The 17,961-nt window shown below is 41.3% G+C and carries 12 protein-coding genes and 1 tRNA gene; 7 read left to right on the top strand and 6 right to left on the bottom strand.

Annotated elements, in window-relative coordinates; genetic code table 11:
• Positions 1–164: 164 nt before the first annotated feature.
• From VCM39_RS18415 to aroA, 4 genes are all read right to left on the bottom strand, one after another.
• The gene (locus VCM39_RS18415; protein ID WP_322932846.1) at positions 165–3,257 is read right to left on the bottom strand and encodes a tetratricopeptide repeat protein; all 3,093 of its coding nucleotides are present in this window, start codon (positions 3,255–3,257) and stop codon (positions 165–167) included.
• Positions 3,254–4,045: a metal ABC transporter permease gene (locus VCM39_RS18410; protein WP_007484033.1), complete on the bottom strand. Its 792-nt coding sequence runs from the start codon at positions 4,043–4,045 to the stop codon at positions 3,254–3,256. The genes VCM39_RS18415 and VCM39_RS18410 overlap by 4 nt, the downstream gene beginning before the upstream one ends.
• A 56-nt stretch (positions 4,046–4,101) precedes the next feature.
• Complete coding sequence (locus tag VCM39_RS18405) at positions 4,102–4,524, bottom strand: phospholipase (RefSeq protein ID WP_195350515.1); 423 nt, start codon at positions 4,522–4,524, stop codon at positions 4,102–4,104.
• A gap of 108 nt (positions 4,525–4,632) precedes the next feature.
• A complete protein-coding gene (gene aroA, locus VCM39_RS18400; protein WP_322932845.1) occupies positions 4,633–5,862 on the bottom strand; it encodes a 3-phosphoshikimate 1-carboxyvinyltransferase in 1,230 nt (409 codons plus the stop codon).
• Positions 5,863–6,098: 236 nt separating this feature from the next.
• Between aroA and VCM39_RS18395 the strand changes: the two genes are divergently transcribed.
• The 3 genes from VCM39_RS18395 to VCM39_RS18385 are packed head-to-tail and all read left to right on the top strand — an operon-like array spanning position 6,099 to position 9,100.
• On the top strand, positions 6,099–6,428 hold the full coding sequence (locus VCM39_RS18395) for a hypothetical protein (protein ID WP_322932844.1): 330 nt from the start codon (positions 6,099–6,101) through the stop codon (positions 6,426–6,428).
• A gap of 48 nt (positions 6,429–6,476) precedes the next feature.
• The gene (locus VCM39_RS18390) at positions 6,477–8,636 is read left to right on the top strand and encodes a TonB-dependent receptor (protein ID WP_323673978.1); all 2,160 of its coding nucleotides are present in this window, start codon (positions 6,477–6,479) and stop codon (positions 8,634–8,636) included.
• A complete protein-coding gene (locus tag VCM39_RS18385) occupies positions 8,633–9,100 on the top strand; it encodes a DUF4625 domain-containing protein (RefSeq protein ID WP_289297177.1) in 468 nt (155 codons plus the stop codon). The genes VCM39_RS18390 and VCM39_RS18385 overlap by 4 nt, the downstream gene beginning before the upstream one ends.
• 149 nt (positions 9,101–9,249) lie before the next feature.
• On the opposite strand, the gene VCM39_RS18380 is transcribed toward VCM39_RS18385, so the two are convergent.
• Positions 9,250–9,323: transfer RNA gene (locus VCM39_RS18380), tRNA-Pro, on the bottom strand.
• 289 nt (positions 9,324–9,612) lie between these two features.
• Between VCM39_RS18380 and VCM39_RS18375 the strand changes: the two genes are divergently transcribed.
• Positions 9,613–10,479, top strand: coding sequence for a helix-turn-helix domain-containing protein (locus tag VCM39_RS18375; protein WP_221650365.1), 867 nt, complete (start codon positions 9,613–9,615; stop codon positions 10,477–10,479).
• 20 nt (positions 10,480–10,499) lie between these two features.
• Positions 10,500–13,187 carry an ATP-binding protein gene (locus VCM39_RS18370; RefSeq protein WP_221650366.1) on the top strand — a complete coding sequence of 896 codons (2,688 nt, stop codon included), beginning with the start codon at positions 10,500–10,502 and terminating at the stop codon, positions 13,185–13,187.
• Positions 13,188–13,225: 38 nt separating this feature from the next.
• On the opposite strand, the gene aroB is transcribed toward VCM39_RS18370, so the two are convergent.
• Entirely contained in the window at positions 13,226–14,287 is a 1,062-nt protein-coding gene (gene aroB / locus VCM39_RS18365) for a 3-dehydroquinate synthase (protein ID WP_221650367.1), read from the bottom strand.
• Between the two features lie 81 nt (positions 14,288–14,368).
• On the opposite strand from aroB, the gene VCM39_RS18360 reads away from it, so the two are divergent.
• Complete coding sequence (locus tag VCM39_RS18360; RefSeq protein WP_002559266.1) at positions 14,369–14,773, top strand: hypothetical protein; 405 nt, start codon at positions 14,369–14,371, stop codon at positions 14,771–14,773.
• Between the two features lie 74 nt (positions 14,774–14,847).
• Positions 14,848–17,667, top strand: coding sequence for a TonB-dependent receptor (locus VCM39_RS18355; RefSeq protein WP_322932842.1), 2,820 nt, complete (start codon positions 14,848–14,850; stop codon positions 17,665–17,667).
• The last annotated feature ends 294 nt before the right edge of the window (positions 17,668–17,961 follow it).

Below are 17,961 nucleotides of genomic sequence, written 5' to 3'. Positions count from 1 at the left end.
TACTATTTACTATTTGGCTGCGCAATTATTATTGCTATTATTATTCTGCCACCATCGCCTGTCGGTGCTTCCTGCACGGGGAGGTACGTCAAGCGATAAACACTATCATATGGCCACCATCGCCTGTCGAACCTCCCCGCGCGGGAAGCGCCGGGAAGCGCCGCCTAGAAGTAGTTGGTGCCGGGGGATTGTTGTATCTCTTCACCTTCATCTTCTTCTGCCGGGGTGGTTTCATCGACGGGTGGAAGGTTCAGTAAGGGTTCATCCAGTGTACTTCCATCGATGGGTACTTCTTCTTCCGTCGGATAAGGATCGAATGTCTTCTTATAGAACACATCATAATCGTCGAAACTATAGAATTGGTTCAACAGTTCATAATTGGCTTGTGAGATAAGGACGGCCCGCATTCCACTGAGACGTTCGTTCATATGTGGGTCAGCGTAAAGCTGACGTTGGTAATACTGTGCCTCCTCATAGTTGGCAAATGAACTGATGACGAGTCGTCCGATACCCCGGTCGTGGGAGAAGGAGAGGTCAAAGTTCTTCACCATGAAGGATGAGAAGTTGTAACGGGCTACTTCGTAAAGCAGTTGGTTCTCGTTTACTTTTCCTTCTTCGTAGGCCAGTATGAATAAGTAAGGTGTATTACGTTCGGCAGTAAAGACATGCGTACTGTCCATTCCGGCTATACGCGTACTGTCTGCCAGGTCTTCCGCACTTCTGCGCGACCAGATACTACCAAAGGAGATACTGCCTTCTGCCAGCAGACGCCCTTCCTGTACCCCTTTCAGGATGTGGGCGGCAAGATCGGTGATCTCATTTTCCGGATACTGTTGCACAAGCTCTTTCAGCTCGGCCAGGAATTGCTTCTGATTCCCTACCTGCAAGGCACTTACGGCATGCAGGAACATAAATTTCGGACGATGCTGCCCCATTGGATATTTGTTGAAAGAGTATTCCGCATTGGCCACTACCTGTTTGTAATTGCCTGCCATGTATTCCTTATAAGTATTGGCATAAAGCGAATCTTCCAGGTGCTTGCCATGTACGGCGATGTAGGCAAAGTCAGGATCGGCGAGCATCTTGGCATACTTACTATCCGGGAAACGGTCTATAAGTTCCTGTTTATATAGGTTGGCATCTGCCATGCGATCCATACGTCCCAGCATGAGATAAAGATTATAGTATGCCACATCCAGTTGGCCGAAGTCCGGGAAGTTATGAATCAACCGTCCGAGGGAATGCTCAGCGCGAGGGAAGTTCTCCATTCTGTCTTTGAATATCATTCCCATGTTGAACAGACCGTCTGACAAGATTTCGTTAGAGGCAGCCATTGCTTCCTCCGTCAACGGAATCTGTTGCAGGTAGAAGATCGGATTCTTTTCATCGATAGCAGCGGTAGAAGTCGTATCAGCAGGAAGCTGAGAATCATTCTCTTTATTGCCTGCCGCATCTCCCTCCGTGGATATCTGAGAGCCCTCTTCATTGCTTATCGTATCTTCCTGCGCGGGAAGCGCCGCTTCATCGTAGTTGACCGGTTCGAAATCGTCCAGGGCAACCACTGTTTTGTTTCTCCGCCGCCAGTTATCTTCCAGTTTACGTCGTCCCCACAGCCGTTGGAAGTCAGCTTTACCTTGTGTTACTGCTTGCGAATTATAGAAATACCAGGAGTCATCTCCCGTAGGTATTGTAGGTTGCGTTGTAATAGGTTGCTGTGGGGCATTGGCGGCGTTTTCGGCAGCAATAGACTCACGCAGTGCATCCCGTTCGGCTTCTTTTGCCAGCCGTTTCGCCTCCTCTTCTTTCCGGATGACACGGGCTATCAATGTGTCGATCACCACCATCCGTGCGGCACTATCCAGTGATGCCAGATGTTGCAGGCTATCCTGCAACTCCACAGCCGTAGAGTAGGGCACCAGTTCGTCCAGTATTTCAGAACGTTTCGTGATCTCTTCATATTGCGTATGCGTCTTCTCCAACAACCCGATAGCGTCGGAGTAAGCCGTTTGTGCTTCCACATACCGCCCCATCTCCCAGCAGAGATTGCCCAGCGTGAGTTGTAGAATCCCTTTCTCCACCCCTCCGCGTGTACTCTTCTCTACTCCTAAGTCATATTCCTTAATCGCCTGCACCGTATCCCCCGCCGCCAGGTAAATATTCCCCAGTGCATAATAAATCTGATCCAGATAATCCTTATTCTTATCACTCCGTGTCATCCGTCTCAGCTTATCCGTCGCCTTCTTTATTTCCGCCGCCTGGCGCACCTCCCCGGCCGGGAAGGCCTCTGTTTGGCGGATACGTGCATTTAGCTCCATTTCGTAGGGAGGGCTCAATTTGATAACCTTTCCGTAAGCCTGATAGGCTTTGGCGGGATCTTGCAGAAGCTGGTATACTTGTCCCAGGAGATAGTATTGGCGCGCCTTCTGCCGCTTATTCTTTTCATTTTTAATGGTAGTAAGCAGATGCGGGATCGCTTCCCGGTAGCGTTGGCTACCCAGCAGATAATGCCCGTATGTTCGTGAATAGGCAGGAGCGAGGGTATAGGGTAGACTGTCGTTATTTACTTTTAGAAGAACATCTTCTGCATCATAATACCATCCCATCTGTGTATAGCACTGGGCAAGCCAGATACGTGCTTCTACTGTAATCTTGGGTTGACCGGTGTATAGGCGCGCAATGTATGAGAATGTTGCAGCTGCTTCGGGAAAGTCTCCTTTCTGAAACTGTGCTTTCCCCATTAACATCCAGGCCTTGTGCAGAAAAGGGTTGAATTCCCGGCGTGCCAGCCATTGTTTGTACTCTTCCGTGTAGCGTTTGCCCTGTTTTCGTTGAGGCTTCCGTTTGATGGAATGTACTGCGATAGCCTTCTGGGATTTTTCTATAGCCCGTTCAAAATCACCACTGCCGGTTCCCACAGTTGATTTATTGCCAATAGGATAGAGTGGGATCATCTCCATATAGTTGTCCTTGTTGCCCTGTTCAATAGCTTTGCATCCCGATTTGTATGCTTCGTTTCCGTTAAAGTATACGTTATACCGGGTAGTCATTGCATGATAAAAACGGCTTCCCGCTGTGTTCTTCTTGGTAGAACAGCCGGTAAATAATATGCCAATGATAAATAATGTGCCAATGTGCCAATGTGCTAATGTGCTAATTACCTTGCAAATCATAGCGCAGCCCATTACCTTACGGATCATAGCGCAGCCAATTGGCACATTGTCACATTGGTACATTGGCACATTATTCATATTATTCATCTTTTTATCACTTTGCATACGGCATAAATAAGGATAGATACAAATATGATAGAGGCTCCCGAAGGTACTTTCCAGTGATAAGAAACGAACAGCCCACCCAGACATCCCAAAAAGCCGATACCGATAGATAACCAGATAATCCGTTTAAAACTATAAGTGAACAGATTGGCTGTCATTTGTGGAATAGTAAGTAATGAGATAGCCAATACAATACCAACCATGCGCAGGCAAGAAACAATTGTCAGTGCTATGAACATCATCAGCAAATACTCAAATACTGCTACGGGAATTCCCTGGGAGCGGGCAAATTCACGGTCGAATGCTACATAGATAATAGGATGGATGAACAGGCAGAAGAAGATGATAAGTACTATAGCCAGTAATCCCAGCATTAGCAAGTCCCCTCTTGTGATAGTCAGAATATTACCAAACAGATAGGCTGATAAATCCGGTGCAAATCCGGGTGAAAGAAAACTGAACATAATACCTAATGCCATTCCGAGTGTCCAGAATACTGCAATGGCAGAATCTTCACGCATATCTTTTCGCTTACTGAGCCACTCAACTCCGAAAGCTGATAATACCGAAAACACGGCAGCCGAAAGAATGGGCGATATACCTGCAAATAAACCCAGGCCGATACCGCCGAATGAAGCATGTGTAATTCCTCCGCTGATAAACACCAGCCGGCGCGTCACTATGTAAGTGCCGATAATACCGCAGGCTATGCTGGCCAACAGGCTACCCAGGAGGGCATGCTGAAAAAAGGTATATTGTAACAGATCCATTCAGATACTTAACTTACTAATTATTAATAACGGCAGAAAGGTACTACTTATTATAATCAGGGATGCATTCTCCGTTCTCCGATGATAAGGAATACCTCGTCTTTCAGATTATCGGGAAGGTTGATACCTCTTAGTTGCAGGCTACGAACCCAACCGGCTACATCTGTTTCCTGCATCGTATAGAATACATCACGAAACATTTCCATTTCCTCCTCCGTGTATGTTTCCGGTGCCCGGCCAATGAATTGATCCAGTTCCTCATCATCATAATATTCTATCTCCTTACTGACGGCAGCCAGCAAACTGTCTTTTTCGCAGACTTCATGTTGTCCGCAACATTCTATGTCTGCTTCTTTCACTTCGGGAAAGCTTTCCAACTCTCCGTTTTCTATCTTTTTCTGCAACCTTCTGTTGCGGATGTGTCCGGCAATTAATGCTACGAGGGTGAGTAGCAACAGACTTACGATCAGTATCCACATAATTCTAAATCTCTCATTTTGTGCAAAGGTACTGATTTATTTACCACAGAGGATACAGATTAACACAGATTATAGAGAAATGAGAAATTGAGGTAACCTTGTAATGTTTCATTCTTTATTTTCTATTTGGAAACCTGCTTGTTTCAGATTCTCCCAATAAGCAGGATAAGATTTGGAAACAACCTGTGGCTCTGCAATGTACATTTCCGGAAAACGCAGTGCTGCCGGAGCAAAAGCCATTGCCATACGATGATCTTCATAAGTTTGTATTACGGGCTGTGCTTCGGGTTGGCAGCGTTCACCGTCCCAAATCAATATACTGTCTTGTGCATCCTGGAGTATGTATCCCAATTTTCGGAGTTCTGCTTTTAGCGCAAAGATACGGTCGGTCTCTTTTATCTTGAGACTTTGCAATCCTGTGAATCGGAATGGAATGTCGAGCAGGCAACAGGTCACAGCAAAGGTTTGCGCCAGGTCGGGGATATCAACGAAGTCTTCATTTAGCTGCTCGACAAGTCTGTTGCTCTTTTTGAGAAGTACACCTTCATGAGTAAATTCAGTTGTTATGCCCAGCCGTGAAAATACTTCGGCTCCGCGACTGTCTCCCTGATAACTGTTACGGAACAAACCGATGAGTTCAATTTCTGCCTGCTCGGACAAGGCGGCTATCTGATACCAGTAGGAAGCGGCACTCCAGTCACTCTCTACCATAAAGGATACCGGAGTATAGGATTTCGGAGCTACCTCGATACTGTTTTCCGAAGTCCATGCGGCTTTTGCACCAAACTCTTTCATCAGTTGTAATGTAAGGTTGATGTACGGGAGAGAGATGATTTCACCGGTAAGATGCAGGCGTAATCCGTTTCTCAGAACCGGACCGATCATCAGCAAGGCGGAAATATACTGTGAACTGACATTGCCTTTCAGGGTTAGTTCGTTGCCTTTTAGTTCAGTTCCATGAATACGTAAAGGAGGAAAACCTTCCTTACCGGCATATTCTATTTGTGCACCCAGTTCACGGAGTGCATTGACCAGTATTTGTATCGGGCGTTGTTGCATCCGCTCCGTTCCGGTGAGAATATGTGTGCCTTGTACAGTACTTAGGTATGCGGTAAGAAAACGCATCGCCGTTCCGGCAGCCATGATGTCTATGGTTTCGTTATTTTCTGCCAGTGCTTTGATCATTACTAATGTATCATCGCAGTCGGACAAATTGCATGGAGGAGTTGTCCCCTGGGCCAGTGCATTAATGATGAGTGCACGGTTACTGATACTTTTGGAGGCAGGGAGTTGTATAGTGGTCCTCATTACAGAGGGAGCTGATAGTTTGTAACGCATGGTCATAATTTGAATAGTGATTAATATATGTGCAAAAATAAGGATTTATTTTTGCATAATTCAACTATCAGGGTAGTAGATGTATTAATATACCTATCTATTGGTAAAATAAGGTCTGTTTTATGAAAAGATATACAATATAGTTGCATATATAGAGGTGGATACATACCTTTGCGACATTCCCTTATTGATGTATTTATAACCCTATAACTTATCAACTTAAAAACAAAGACCCGGTGAAGAGGAATATTAGAAAAAGAGTCTGCATTTCATGGTTGTTGCTTGCAACATTCATGCCTTTCTTTGTGGTGAAGGCACTCCATCATCACGGAGAAGATAATGCTGTATCTTCTTCTTGTTCGGACACTCATCATTCTCACCATTCTCATAATGCTTGTGATGACTGTCTTATCTGTCAATTTTCTTTTTCTCTTTTTACGGAAGCCATATCATTTGATTTTACTCTTATATTACCGCTCATTTCCTATGAACGTGTTACTTACCCCGAAAAGATAGCTTATACGCTTTCTTATTCACATTATTTGCGTGCACCTCCGATGGCATAATTATCTATATAATCTTTTCACAGTATTATAAACAATAAATTGTAAATGATGCGTATCGGAATTATTTCGGGCGTGTTAGGGCTATGCTTTGCCCTGGCTGTCCATGCGCAAAAGTCCGATTCAATCAAGAGTGTGTCTTTGTCTGAAGTGGTGGTTACGGAGTCGTATCAACAACATCAGATGAAAAAGACTGCACTTACGGTAGATGTTGCGAACAAAGACTTTTTGCGGAAGAATTTTACAGGTAATCTTATGCAGGCGATGGCCAATATTCCTGGTGTACAGGCAATGGACATCGGTGTAGGCACCTCTAAACCAATGATCCGGGGGATGGGATTTAACCGGATTGTAGTATTGGAAAATGGTGTGAAACAGGAAGGGCAACAATGGGGTGCAGACCATGGATTGGAATTGGATGCTTTCAACGTGGATGCCGTTAATGTACTGAAAGGCCCTTCTTCACTTCTTTACGGAAGTGATGCTATGGGGGGAGTGATCGATATAACACCTGCTGTTGTTCCCTTGACTAATCAATTCTTTGGTGAAGCGGCACTTTTGGGAAAGTCGGTTAATGGAACGGTAGGAGGTTCTGTTATGTTAGGATTCAGGAAGAATGCATGGTTTACGAAAATGCGTTATTCTGAGCAACATTTCGGAGATTATCGTGTGCCGGCAGATACAGTGATTTATCTCACTCAAAAGATGCCGTTGTATGGACGGAAACTAAAGAATACAGCTGGGTTTGAACGCAATGTCAGTTTCTTTACTCAGTATCATCACAAGGACTACAAGTCTGATTATGCGGTTAGTAATGTGTTTCAGAAGAATGGTTTTTTTCCCGGAGCACATGGTATACCCGATATTTCCCGTCTGCAGGATGATGGGGATAGTCGTAATATTGAGTTGCCTTTTAGCCAAGTGAATCATTTGAAGTTTACCACCCATCAGCAGTATGCTTGGGAAAGTATACTGCTATCCGGCGATTTCGGTTATCAGAACAATCATCGGGAAGAGTGGAGTGCTTTTCATACACATTATGGAACACAGCCTCTGCCGGAAAAAGATCCTGATAAAGAATTAGCTTTTATGCTTCATACTTTTAGCTCTTCGGTTAAGCTGCGTTTGTTCGGTTCTTCTTCCTGGGAACATACTGCTGGCTGGGATAGTCAATATCAGCAGAACAGTATTTCCGGATACTCTTTTTTGTTGCCGGAATATCATCGTTTCTCTACCGGATTGCTATGGCTCACTACCTATCGTCCGAATAATTCCTTTTCTGTTTCGGGAGGAATACGTTATGATTATGGTACAATTCATATTTCGGCTCATGAAGATAACTACCTGGCTACTTATCTGGAAGGTCAGGGGTATAATAGTGAGCAAGTGAATTTTTATCGCTGGAATAGTCATAAGGTAGATCGTCGTTTCGGAGACTATTCTCTTTCGTTGGGAGTTGTGTGGAGCCCGCTACCGGCGCATTTGGTAAAAGTGAATTTAGGGCGTAGCTTTCGTTTGCCCGGAGCCAATGAGCTTGCCTCTAATGGAGTACATCATGGTACTTTCCGTCATGAACAGGGAGATGCTTTGCTTGCTTCCGAACAGGGATGGCAACTGGATACTTCTTATCTTTTTGAACGAAAAGGACTATCCGTGTCTGTTTCCCCATATGTGAGTTGGTTCAGTAATTATATCTTTCTACATCCCACCGGTGAATGGTCTGTATTACCCCATGCCGGGCAAATTTATCGGTATACAGGTGCAGAAGCTCTGTTTGCAGGGATAGAAGCATCGTTTAGTATCGATTTCCTGCGTCGGTTGAATTATCGTTTTTCCGGTGAGTATGTTTATACTTATAATTGTGACGAGCATATACCACTTAGTTTTTCACCTCCTGCTTCTATGCGTAACGTACTAACCTGGCAGAAGAACCTATTTACAGTTTATGCCGAGTGGCAATCTATTGCTTCACAAAACCGTGTAGATCGTAATGAAGACCGCACTCCGGGAGCTAACTTGTTTCACCTTGGAGGAATTCTGAATTTTCCGATAGGAGGAGGGACGAAGGTAGAAATAACTCTGACTGCCCGGAATATATTCGATACCCGTTATTACAATCATCTTAGTTTTTACCGGAAGATGGAAATTCCTGAACCGGGAAGAAACTTTCAATTATTAATTAAAGTACCCATTAAACAGTTATTAAAATGAAAACAAAAATTTATTTCACAGCTATATTAGTTATCTCTGTTCTTGCATTTTTTTCTTGTGATAAGGAAGATAGTGATACAACCAAACCGGTGATTGACCTTCATGAGCCTGCTGAGGGACAAGCTTTATTGATTGGTTCGAAAAAAGGAGTACACTTTGAAATGGATCTTTCGGATAACATTATGTTGAAATCCTATAAAATAGATATCCATAATAATTTTGATCATCATTCGCATGGAAGAACCAGAGCAGAAGGAGGAATTCCATTTGTTTTTAACCGTTCGTATGACGTTTCCAACAAGAAGAATGTACATATTCATCATCACGATATAGTAATTCCTGCAGATGCAACTCCGGGAGATTATCATTTAATGGTATATTGTACGGATGCAGCAGGCAATGAAACTTATATTGCCCGTAATATAGTACTTAGTACAACGGCAGACGAAGATCATGACGAGTAGTCTGAAAAAAGCAATTGTTTGAAAGTTGCACTGTTCCTTATTAAAAAGAATGTTATATATACAAAGATTATATAGTGCACTTCCGGATACAATAGCCTAAATAAAAAAGGTTAGTAATCATAAAATTACTAACCTTTTTTTCAATTCAGTCGGGATGACAAGATTCGAACTTGCGACCACACGCCCCCCAGACGCGTACTCTACCGGGCTGAGCTACATCCCGAATTGCGGATGCAAAAGTAGTGCTTTATTTTGAAATAGCAAGGGAATCGAATAAATTATTTTATTTCAAGTCTATTGTGTGTTGAAAATGAGTCAATTGCTAAAGTATAAAGGAGTTGCTAAAAAAACTGTAGTATGTTTCTTTATAAAACTTTAAAGGGCTCCAGTTTGTTTATGAAAGAATCTAAATAGCATGGACTTTTTTTCTGTAATATAATACCAAGATTCCTGTCTTTGCTATATAAAAGTTGGTTATATTATATTTTTGTGCATTAATACATAATCGGCAAATGACAAACAAAATAAAAAAAGAGATATTAGAGATTAATGCTTTTGGTGAAGAATTCAGAATTTGTAGAAATTTGAAATATCTTCCTTTGACTACTTATCCCTCTTATACCCAGATAGGGCTGATCGTTTTTTGTTTGAAGGGCAGCGCACGTATTAATATACATGATAATGAACATTTATTGTCTGAAAATCAATTGGCTGTTTTTTTTCCGGGGCAACTTATTTCATGTACAGATATTAGTGATGACTTTTTAACGCTTACTCTCAATCTTTCGTCCACTTTTTATGATGATATTCTAAGTGGGATGCGCCGTTTTTCTCCTCATTTTTTTGTGTATATGAGAAGCCATTTCTGGTTTCCTTTAAATGAACGTGAGGTTGCTGGCTTTTATGGCTATTTTAACTTAATTTCTGATCGGGTAAAGCGGGAACAGTTTGCCTATCGGAGAGAGGCATTGATACATTTGTTGAGGTTCTTTTATCTTGATTTGTATAATACCTATCTTGATAGTTCCTTATTGATGGGAGGAACAAAGCCGGATGCCCGTAAAGAAGAATTGGCTAATCAGTTCTTTAAACTGATTATGTTATATTATAAGGAGAATAGAGAGGTGGCTTTTTATGCTGATAAACTATGCATAACTTCTAAATACCTGTCAGCGGTTATTAAAGAAGTGAGCGGGAAAACGGCTAAAGATTGGATAATTGAGTATATGGTTTTAGAGATTAAAGCTTTGCTTAAGAATTCAACTTTAAATATTCAGCAAATTGCTATTAAGACAAATTTTGCAAATCAGTCGTCACTGGGACGTTTTTTCAGGAAACATACCGGAATGTCACTTTTAGAGTATAGAATGCAGAAATGAAACAAACAAGAGATAATTTTATGTTAAAACGAAGATTTGTATATACAATTGTACTTCTACACTTCTTCCTCCTCAATTCATTTGCGGTAGGTTCGCTTGTGAAAGAGGAATGTATCCTTTTTATCAATGCTAATTCGGCTCTTTCGCCTTTAAGCAATCACATTATTAGTGAACTTATATATAAATTGCCTGTCGAATATAAAGGTATGACTATAGCATCTGAAAACCTTAATTTGATGCGGATATATGATGAACAACGGATGGATACAATCCGAAGGGATTTGTTTGCTAAATATGAAAACAGTAATCCGAGACTTATTATTATTATGGGGGGGAATACATGGGCCCTGATTCATAAAGAGTTGGAGGAGCGGTGGAAAGATACACCGGTTATTTTGTTTACAGAGAAAAACTACATCGGTCCTGTTGATGCTTATTTGCAGAAGACATCTATAACCCGTGAAGAACAAATACCAATACGAAATATTATAAAAGGGCGTAATATAACTTTAGTTTATGCACCGTTTTATGTAAAAGAAACAATTGATTTGATGTATCAGCAGATACCGAATATGAATAAGCTGATCTTTATATCAGATCGTAGATGGTTTAGTGTTCAAAATCGGCAGGAGGTAGCAGAAACTGTGGTGAAATATTTTCCGGATTTGCGATTACGCTTTTTTACTGAAGGACAGGAAAATATAAAAGAGGTAATTGATTCTCTCAAACAAGCTGATAAAAATACGGGAATATTATATTCGGCATGGGAAAACTATGATTCGTCTTCCGCTGATGTGGCGTTGTTACCACGTACCTATAAGAGGATAAATCAATATTCTGCACAACCGATATTTACATTGACTGATATGATTGGGCAGACTGGTTTGTTAGGCGGTTATTTTTCTTTGTCGAAAGATATCAGCAAAGCCATAGCCAATATTAGTCATAAGATATTAAGTGGAGTAAAGGCATCTGATATACCTGCAACGAAGGTTTATGCCGGGCCGGTTTTCAATTATGAAGAATTGCTTAGAGCTAATTTATATCCTGACCTTTGCCCTCCGAACACGTTTTTTTATTACAAGCCTGTGAGTTTTATCGAGAAGAATAAATATATCTTGGCTACTATATTGCTGTGTGTACTTTTTGGAATAATTATCTTATTAGTACGTATCTATTTTCTGAGTAATATTCGTAAAATGCAATCAAAGCAGATTCAGCTGATGAGCAATTACAATAATTTGTTCAATGACATGCCTGTTCTTTATCTGAGGTGCAGATTGATAAAAGGAGAAGATGGGAAAGTTGATGATTATGTAATTAGCGACGTTAATCCAAGTTTTGAAAGACATTTTTATAAGAAAGAAGATGCTTTAAACAAACGGGGGAGTGTATTGAATAGTTCAGAGGTTTTTGCCAAACTAAAAGAATATATGGGGATGGCCGATCGGGAACAAAAACCAGTATCTTTTTCAATGCATGCGATGAATGGGCATAACTATGATGTACTTGTTATGGTTTCCAATCTTCCGGAAGTGGTTAATGTTTTCTGCATGGATACTACAGAACTAATTCATACACGCCAATCCTTACGAACGATTAATCATAAATTGTCTATGGCACTTGGTATTGCTGATATTACTCCTTGGAAATGGAGCTTGAAGGAGGATAATGTTTGGTTTGATAAAAGTAAGCTAATTGAAGACGATGAAAGATTTGTTGTGAAAGAAGGAGCTTTTGCTGTTCCTGTTTCACAAATTATGAAAAGTATTCATAGTGAGGATATAAAACGTGTGAAGAAGTTGTTTCAGGAACTGAAGGATGGTAAAAGAGAAAAAGTGAATGAACAGTTTCGCGTTTTTGCAGCTTCAAAAGGAGACTATGACTGGGTAGAAACGTGGGCTGTAGTTGATGAGGTGGATAAAGAGGGGCAACCACTTGCTCTTATCGGTTCTGTTTTGGTTATTACTGACAGAAAGAAGATGGAGCAAGAACTCATTGTTGCAAAGGAAAAAGCTGAAGAGGCAAACCGGCTTAAGTCGGCATTTATTGCTAATATAAGCCATGAAATACGTACTCCGTTAAATGCTATTATTGGATTTTCCAGCATACTCGATACCGTTCAAACGGAGAAAGAACGTAAGGAGTATTTACGTATCATAGAGCACAATAATCAATTGTTGCTTCAATTGGTTAATGATATTATTGATCTGTCGAAGATTGAGGCAGGAGCATTGGAACTTGTAACTTCTAATGTCTATCTGGATGACATGATGAGAGAGTTGGAAAGAGCTTTTCGTCCGAAAGCTAATACTGCTCATTTATCATTGAAATTTGATGACCAGCATGCCGAGTGTTATGTTAATGCAGATCGTAACAGGCTGATACAGGTATTGAATAATTTAATCTCCAATGCGATTAAGTTCACTGCTGAAGGAAGTGTGCATTTTGGTTTTTCCCGGTTAGATAATGGTATGCTTCGTTTTTACGTCACTGATACCGGACATGGCATCCCGAAAGAATATCAAAAAAAGATATTCGGACGCTTTGTGAAACTGAATAGTTTTGTTCAGGGTATTGGACTGGGACTCTCAATAGGTGAAACGATTGTGAAATGTATGGGAGGTGAAATTGGAGTTGAATCAAAAGAGGGTAAGGGGGCCACTTTCTGGTTTACAATACCCTATCAAGAGGTAAATTTGCAGTAGAGAGAGTAAACTACTGCAAACTTACTTATACATTAAATTTATATTCCCATACATTCCCGATAGAAATCGAACATCTCAAAGATCAGATCTTTATCAGCAGTTTGGTTAATGCTGATATCTCCGATATCTTTCAGCAAAGTAAAGTTAATTACTCCCGCTTTGTTCTTTTTATCGTGTAACATGAAAGCGTAAAGTTGTTCGTATTGTTTACAGTCGAAAGCGAAAATGCCATAGTTCTCCTTTATAAACTGTATGGTTTGTCGCATCTTGTCTTTGGGAAATCCGGCTTTAAGGTGTGACAGATACAGTTCGCAGACAATTCCCCATGCCACAGCATATCCGTGAAGAACAGGACGGTTTTCTGCGAGTGCCAGACTTTCAAATGCGTGTCCTACGGTGTGTCCCAGGTTCAATGCTTTACGTATACCATGTTCAAAGGGATCTTGTTCAACAATATTCTCTTTTACCTGTACAGATTGTCCTACAAGCTGTTTCAGATAGCTGTAATCAATACTTTCTGTATTAAAATTGAGCAATTCTGTCCAGTGAGCTGTATTGCTGATGAGTCCGTGTTTCAACATCTCCGCATAGCCGGAGAAAAAGTTTTGAGTGTCCAGGCTCCGAAGGAATTCTGTTTCGACCAGTACGCAGTTTGCAGGAGCAAATACGCCAACTTCGTTTTTTAGTCCGTTGAAGTTAATCCCGGTTTTCCCTCCAACAGATGCATCTACCATCGCTAATAATGTAGTAGGAACATTAATGTAGGCAAATCCTCTCTTGAAAGTGGCGGCGGCAAAACCTCCCAGGTCTGTTATCATTCCTCCCCCTAAATTAATGAGCAGCGAATGCCGGGTAGCTCCCTTATCACTCAGCACTTGCCATACGGAAGCCAGGGTCTCCAGCGTTTTGTGTATATCACCCGCTCCAATTGTTATTTCGATTGCATCTTTCAGATAAGATACTTCCTTCATTTGAGGCATACAAAGTCGGTGAGTATGTTCATCAGTCAGGATGAACAGGCGGTCGTACGGGCACCTTTCTATGGCCTGACCAAGACTCAACTCCAGATTCTTACATAGGATAACTTCTTGCTTACTCATAATTCAATTTGCTTTTTCTACTGCAAAAGTATATAAAATATCTTTTTTTGCTTACTTTTGTCTCATTAAAACGTCAAATCAATGAAAGCATTACTACCTGTCTATTGCCGTCCTCTGGGATATGTAATCCTGGTCTTCGCTCTTTTTATCCCTTTTATTCTCGTGATGATGGGAAAAGTGACTGATACTAATCTTCTGTTTTACAAGGAATGTACTAAGCTCCTGATGATAGTGGGTGCATTGATGATTATTTTTGCTTTATCCAAAAGTGAGAGTCGTGAGACGGAGCAAATACGTAACTCAGCTACACGTAATGCTATCTTTCTTACCGTATTGTTTGTTTTTGGCGGAATGCTTTATCGGGTAGCTACCGGAGACTTAATAACGGTAGATACTTCTTCCTTTTTGACTTTCCTCATTATGAATGTTCTTTGCCTTGAATTCGGGATGAAAAAGGCAATGGTAGATAAAATATTTAAAAGATAATTGTAGTCTCATTAAACCTTTTGCGTTGCCAATTGTCAAAAAAGCAATTGTTATTATTACAAACGCATAGGCTGATGAAAAAATTATCTATCTGGATGGTACTGTTGCTGCTATGTACCCTCTCCTCATTTGCACAAAACAAAAATATCACCGTCTCCGGACGTGTGATTGAAGAAGACACGAAAGAACCTGTCGAGATGGCAACGGTTCAATTACTTGCTCTACCTGATAGTACTCAGGCAGCGGGCATTACTACACAGAAACAGGGTGCTTTCACATTACCCAAGGTGAAAGCCGGAAAGTATGTATTGAGAATCTCTTACATTGGATTTATTACTCAGGAACTTCCTCTCCAGCTATCGGATAAGGCACCAGCAAAGAATGTGGGTACTATCACGTTGCATCCCGATGCAGTGATGTTGAGCGAAGCTGTCATTACGGCAGAAGCTCCTCCTGTGGTAGTGAAAGCAGATACTACCGAATATAATGCTTCGGCCTATCGTGTGGCAGAAGGAGCTATGTTGGAAGAACTGGTCAAGAAGATACCGGGGGCTGAAGTGGATAAAGATGGTAAGATTACTCTTAATGGTAAAGAAATTAAGAAGATCATGGTGGATGGGAAAGAATTTTTCTCGGATGATCCAAGTGTCTCTATGAAGAATCTACCCGCTAATATGGTTGAAAAGGTGAAAGCTTATGACAAGAAGAGTGATATGGCTCGTATTACCGGAATTGATGATGGTGAAGAAGAAGCCGTACTTGACCTTACCGTAAAGAAAGGAATGAAAAAAGGTTGGATTGGAAACCTTATAGCCGGTTATGGTAGCGAAGAACGTTATGAAGCAGGAGCAATGGTCAGCCGGTTCAAAGATGATGCAAGTATCTCTATCATTGGTTCGGCCAATAATACGAATAACAAAGGATTTTCTGAATTTGGCGATGCCGGTGCGGGACTGAGCGGAGGGAATGCCGGTTCGGGTATTACTACTGCACGTTCGTTGGGTATTAATTTTGCTAAAGATACGAAGAAGGTACAGGTGGGAGGTAATGTGCAGTATGGTTACTCTGATAACGATGCTCGTCGGAAGACATCTACGGAAACATTCCTTGGAGAGCAGTCTTCATATGGTGCCAGCGAAAATACTTCCCGACGTAAACGTCATGATGTACGTGCTGACTTTCGTCTGGAATGGCGTCCGGATACATTGACCACTATTATCTTTCGTCCTAATGCGAGCTATTCTAAAACTGATTCGGAAAGTGCTTCAGGGTCGGACACTTGGAACAATGTACATGATCCGGTGAACGCTAAGATAGCTTCTTCCTCTTCACATAGCGATAACTATTCACTGAATGGAAGTTTGATGATGTTTCGTCGCTTAAACAATAAAGGAAGAAACCTGTATGTAGGCGCTCGCTTTGGTTATAGCGATGGCGAAACGGACAGCTACTCAGAATCGCGTACAGAATTCTTTGAACTGGATAGTGTTTCAGATATTGCCCGATATACGAATCGTACGAGTGACAGTCGTAACTGGAGTGTATCTGCTTCTTATACCGAACCTGTATTTAAGAATCACTTCCTACAGTTTCGGTATGAATTCTCTCATCGCAAACAGTTGGCCCAATCTTTAGTTTATGATAGTATTAATGTTTATCCCTATCCGGAGTATCTGGAACGGGGATATGATAACAACTTGAGTACCCGTGTAGAAAACTTTTATGATACACATACTGCCAATATCTCGCTGCGTGGTATTCATCCGAAAATGATGTATAGTGCCGGTGTTGGGCTTACTCCCCAATCTTCATTGAGTGAAACAACTATCGGCCCAAATTCAGACAAACATTTACCTCAGCAAGATGTGCTGAATTGGGCTCCTTCTGTTATGTTCCGTTATATGTTCACAAAACAGCATGTGCTCACATTCCGTTATCGCGGTCGGAGTAATACTCCTGATATCGAAGATTTGCAGGAAGTAATTGATATCACCGATCCGATGAATTTACGCTATGGTAACCCGAACTTAAAACCTTCATTCAGCAATAACTTTATGTTGTACTATAATAAGTTCACTCCGGAAACAATGCGTAGTTTTAATCTTAATTTATCTTATTCTAATACGCTTAATTCTGTGGCTAACAAGATGACATATGATCCTCAGACTGGTGCTCGTACTTATAGGAAAGAAAATGTGAATGGTAACTGGAATACCCGGGGATATTTTTCGTTTAATACTCCATTGAAGAATAAAAAGTTTATTATATCTACCAATACGAATGCCCGTTTTAGTGATGCAGTCAGCTATACTACTGTGGGAAAAAGTAAAGATGCGAATCAGGAGCTAAGTACTACACACAACTTTGGAGCCGGACAGCGTTTGAATGGTAGTTATCGTTCCGATCTTTTTGATGTGTCACTCAATGGATCGGTTAATTACAATCTGGTGCGCAACAGCAAGCAAGAGAATAGTAATCGTGAAACATTTGATTACTATGTGGGAGGGGATACCAATATAAATCTTCCTTGGGAAATTCATATCTCAACTGATATTAATTGCCGTTTTAAGGATGGATATACCGGAGGATTCAATGACAACGAGCTTATCTGGAATGCACAAATCTCTAAGAACTTTCTTAAGAATAATTCAGCAACGCTTCGGTTTAAAATATACGATATATTGAAACAGCAAAGTAACTTAAGCCGTTCTATCAGTGAAACACAGATGAGTGATACGGAATACAATACATTGGGCAGTTATTTTATGGTGCACTTTGTTTACCGGTTCAATACACTTGGTGGTAAAGCTGCCGGACGGCGTGGTCCGGGTATGGGACCTGGTGGTGGCAGAGGTCATGGCGGAGGCTATGGTGGAGGGCGCCCCCGTTTCTAAGTTCACAGTAATTGTATAGAGAAAAAAGGTTCATGGTCCTATTATAGGACCATGAACCTTTTTTCTCTATACAATGCCAGTTTTTCTTTTCAAGATGTCCTCCTTTCCCCAGTGAGGAACGATGTACGAGATGTGCATCTCGTGCAGTACCAGATGCACATGTGGAGCTGCTCAACATGTGCATCTCATACAGTACGACATGCACATCTCGTACATCGTTCCTTTATGGCTTCTTATCTGTTTGATTATAGCTTCCATTCCCGAAGTCTTAGTTGAATCTAATCTAATGAATCA

Source organism: Bacteroides mucinivorans (assembly GCF_034654355.2).
Taxonomy (GTDB): Bacteria; Bacteroidota; Bacteroidia; order Bacteroidales; family Bacteroidaceae; genus Bacteroides; species Bacteroides nordii.
The sequence above is the reverse complement of the archived record's forward strand: the minus strand, read 5'-3'. Positions and strand labels throughout refer to the sequence as shown.

What these genes read in the sequence shown, in the direction of transcription:
- VCM39_RS18375 (WP_221650365.1), top strand. Translation starts at nt 9,613, where the DNA reads ATGACAAACAAAATAAAAAAAGAGATATTAGAGATTAATGCTTTTGGT.
- VCM39_RS18415 (WP_322932846.1), bottom strand. Translation starts at nt 3,257, where the DNA reads ATGAATAATATGAATAATGTGCCAATGTACCAATGTGACAATGTGCCA.
- VCM39_RS18385 (WP_289297177.1), top strand. Translation starts at nt 8,633, where the DNA reads ATGAAAACAAAAATTTATTTCACAGCTATATTAGTTATCTCTGTTCTT.
- VCM39_RS18370 (WP_221650366.1), top strand. Translation starts at nt 10,500, where the DNA reads ATGTTAAAACGAAGATTTGTATATACAATTGTACTTCTACACTTCTTC.
- VCM39_RS18410 (WP_007484033.1), bottom strand. Translation starts at nt 4,045, where the DNA reads ATGGATCTGTTACAATATACCTTTTTTCAGCATGCCCTCCTGGGTAGC.
- VCM39_RS18360 (WP_002559266.1), top strand. Translation starts at nt 14,369, where the DNA reads ATGAAAGCATTACTACCTGTCTATTGCCGTCCTCTGGGATATGTAATC.
- VCM39_RS18355 (WP_322932842.1), top strand. Translation starts at nt 14,848, where the DNA reads ATGAAAAAATTATCTATCTGGATGGTACTGTTGCTGCTATGTACCCTC.
- VCM39_RS18405 (WP_195350515.1), bottom strand. Translation starts at nt 4,524, where the DNA reads ATGTGGATACTGATCGTAAGTCTGTTGCTACTCACCCTCGTAGCATTA.
- VCM39_RS18390 (WP_323673978.1), top strand. Translation starts at nt 6,477, where the DNA reads ATGCGTATCGGAATTATTTCGGGCGTGTTAGGGCTATGCTTTGCCCTG.
- aroA (WP_322932845.1), bottom strand. Translation starts at nt 5,862, where the DNA reads ATGCGTTACAAACTATCAGCTCCCTCTGTAATGAGGACCACTATACAA.
- aroB (WP_221650367.1), bottom strand. Translation starts at nt 14,287, where the DNA reads ATGAGTAAGCAAGAAGTTATCCTATGTAAGAATCTGGAGTTGAGTCTT.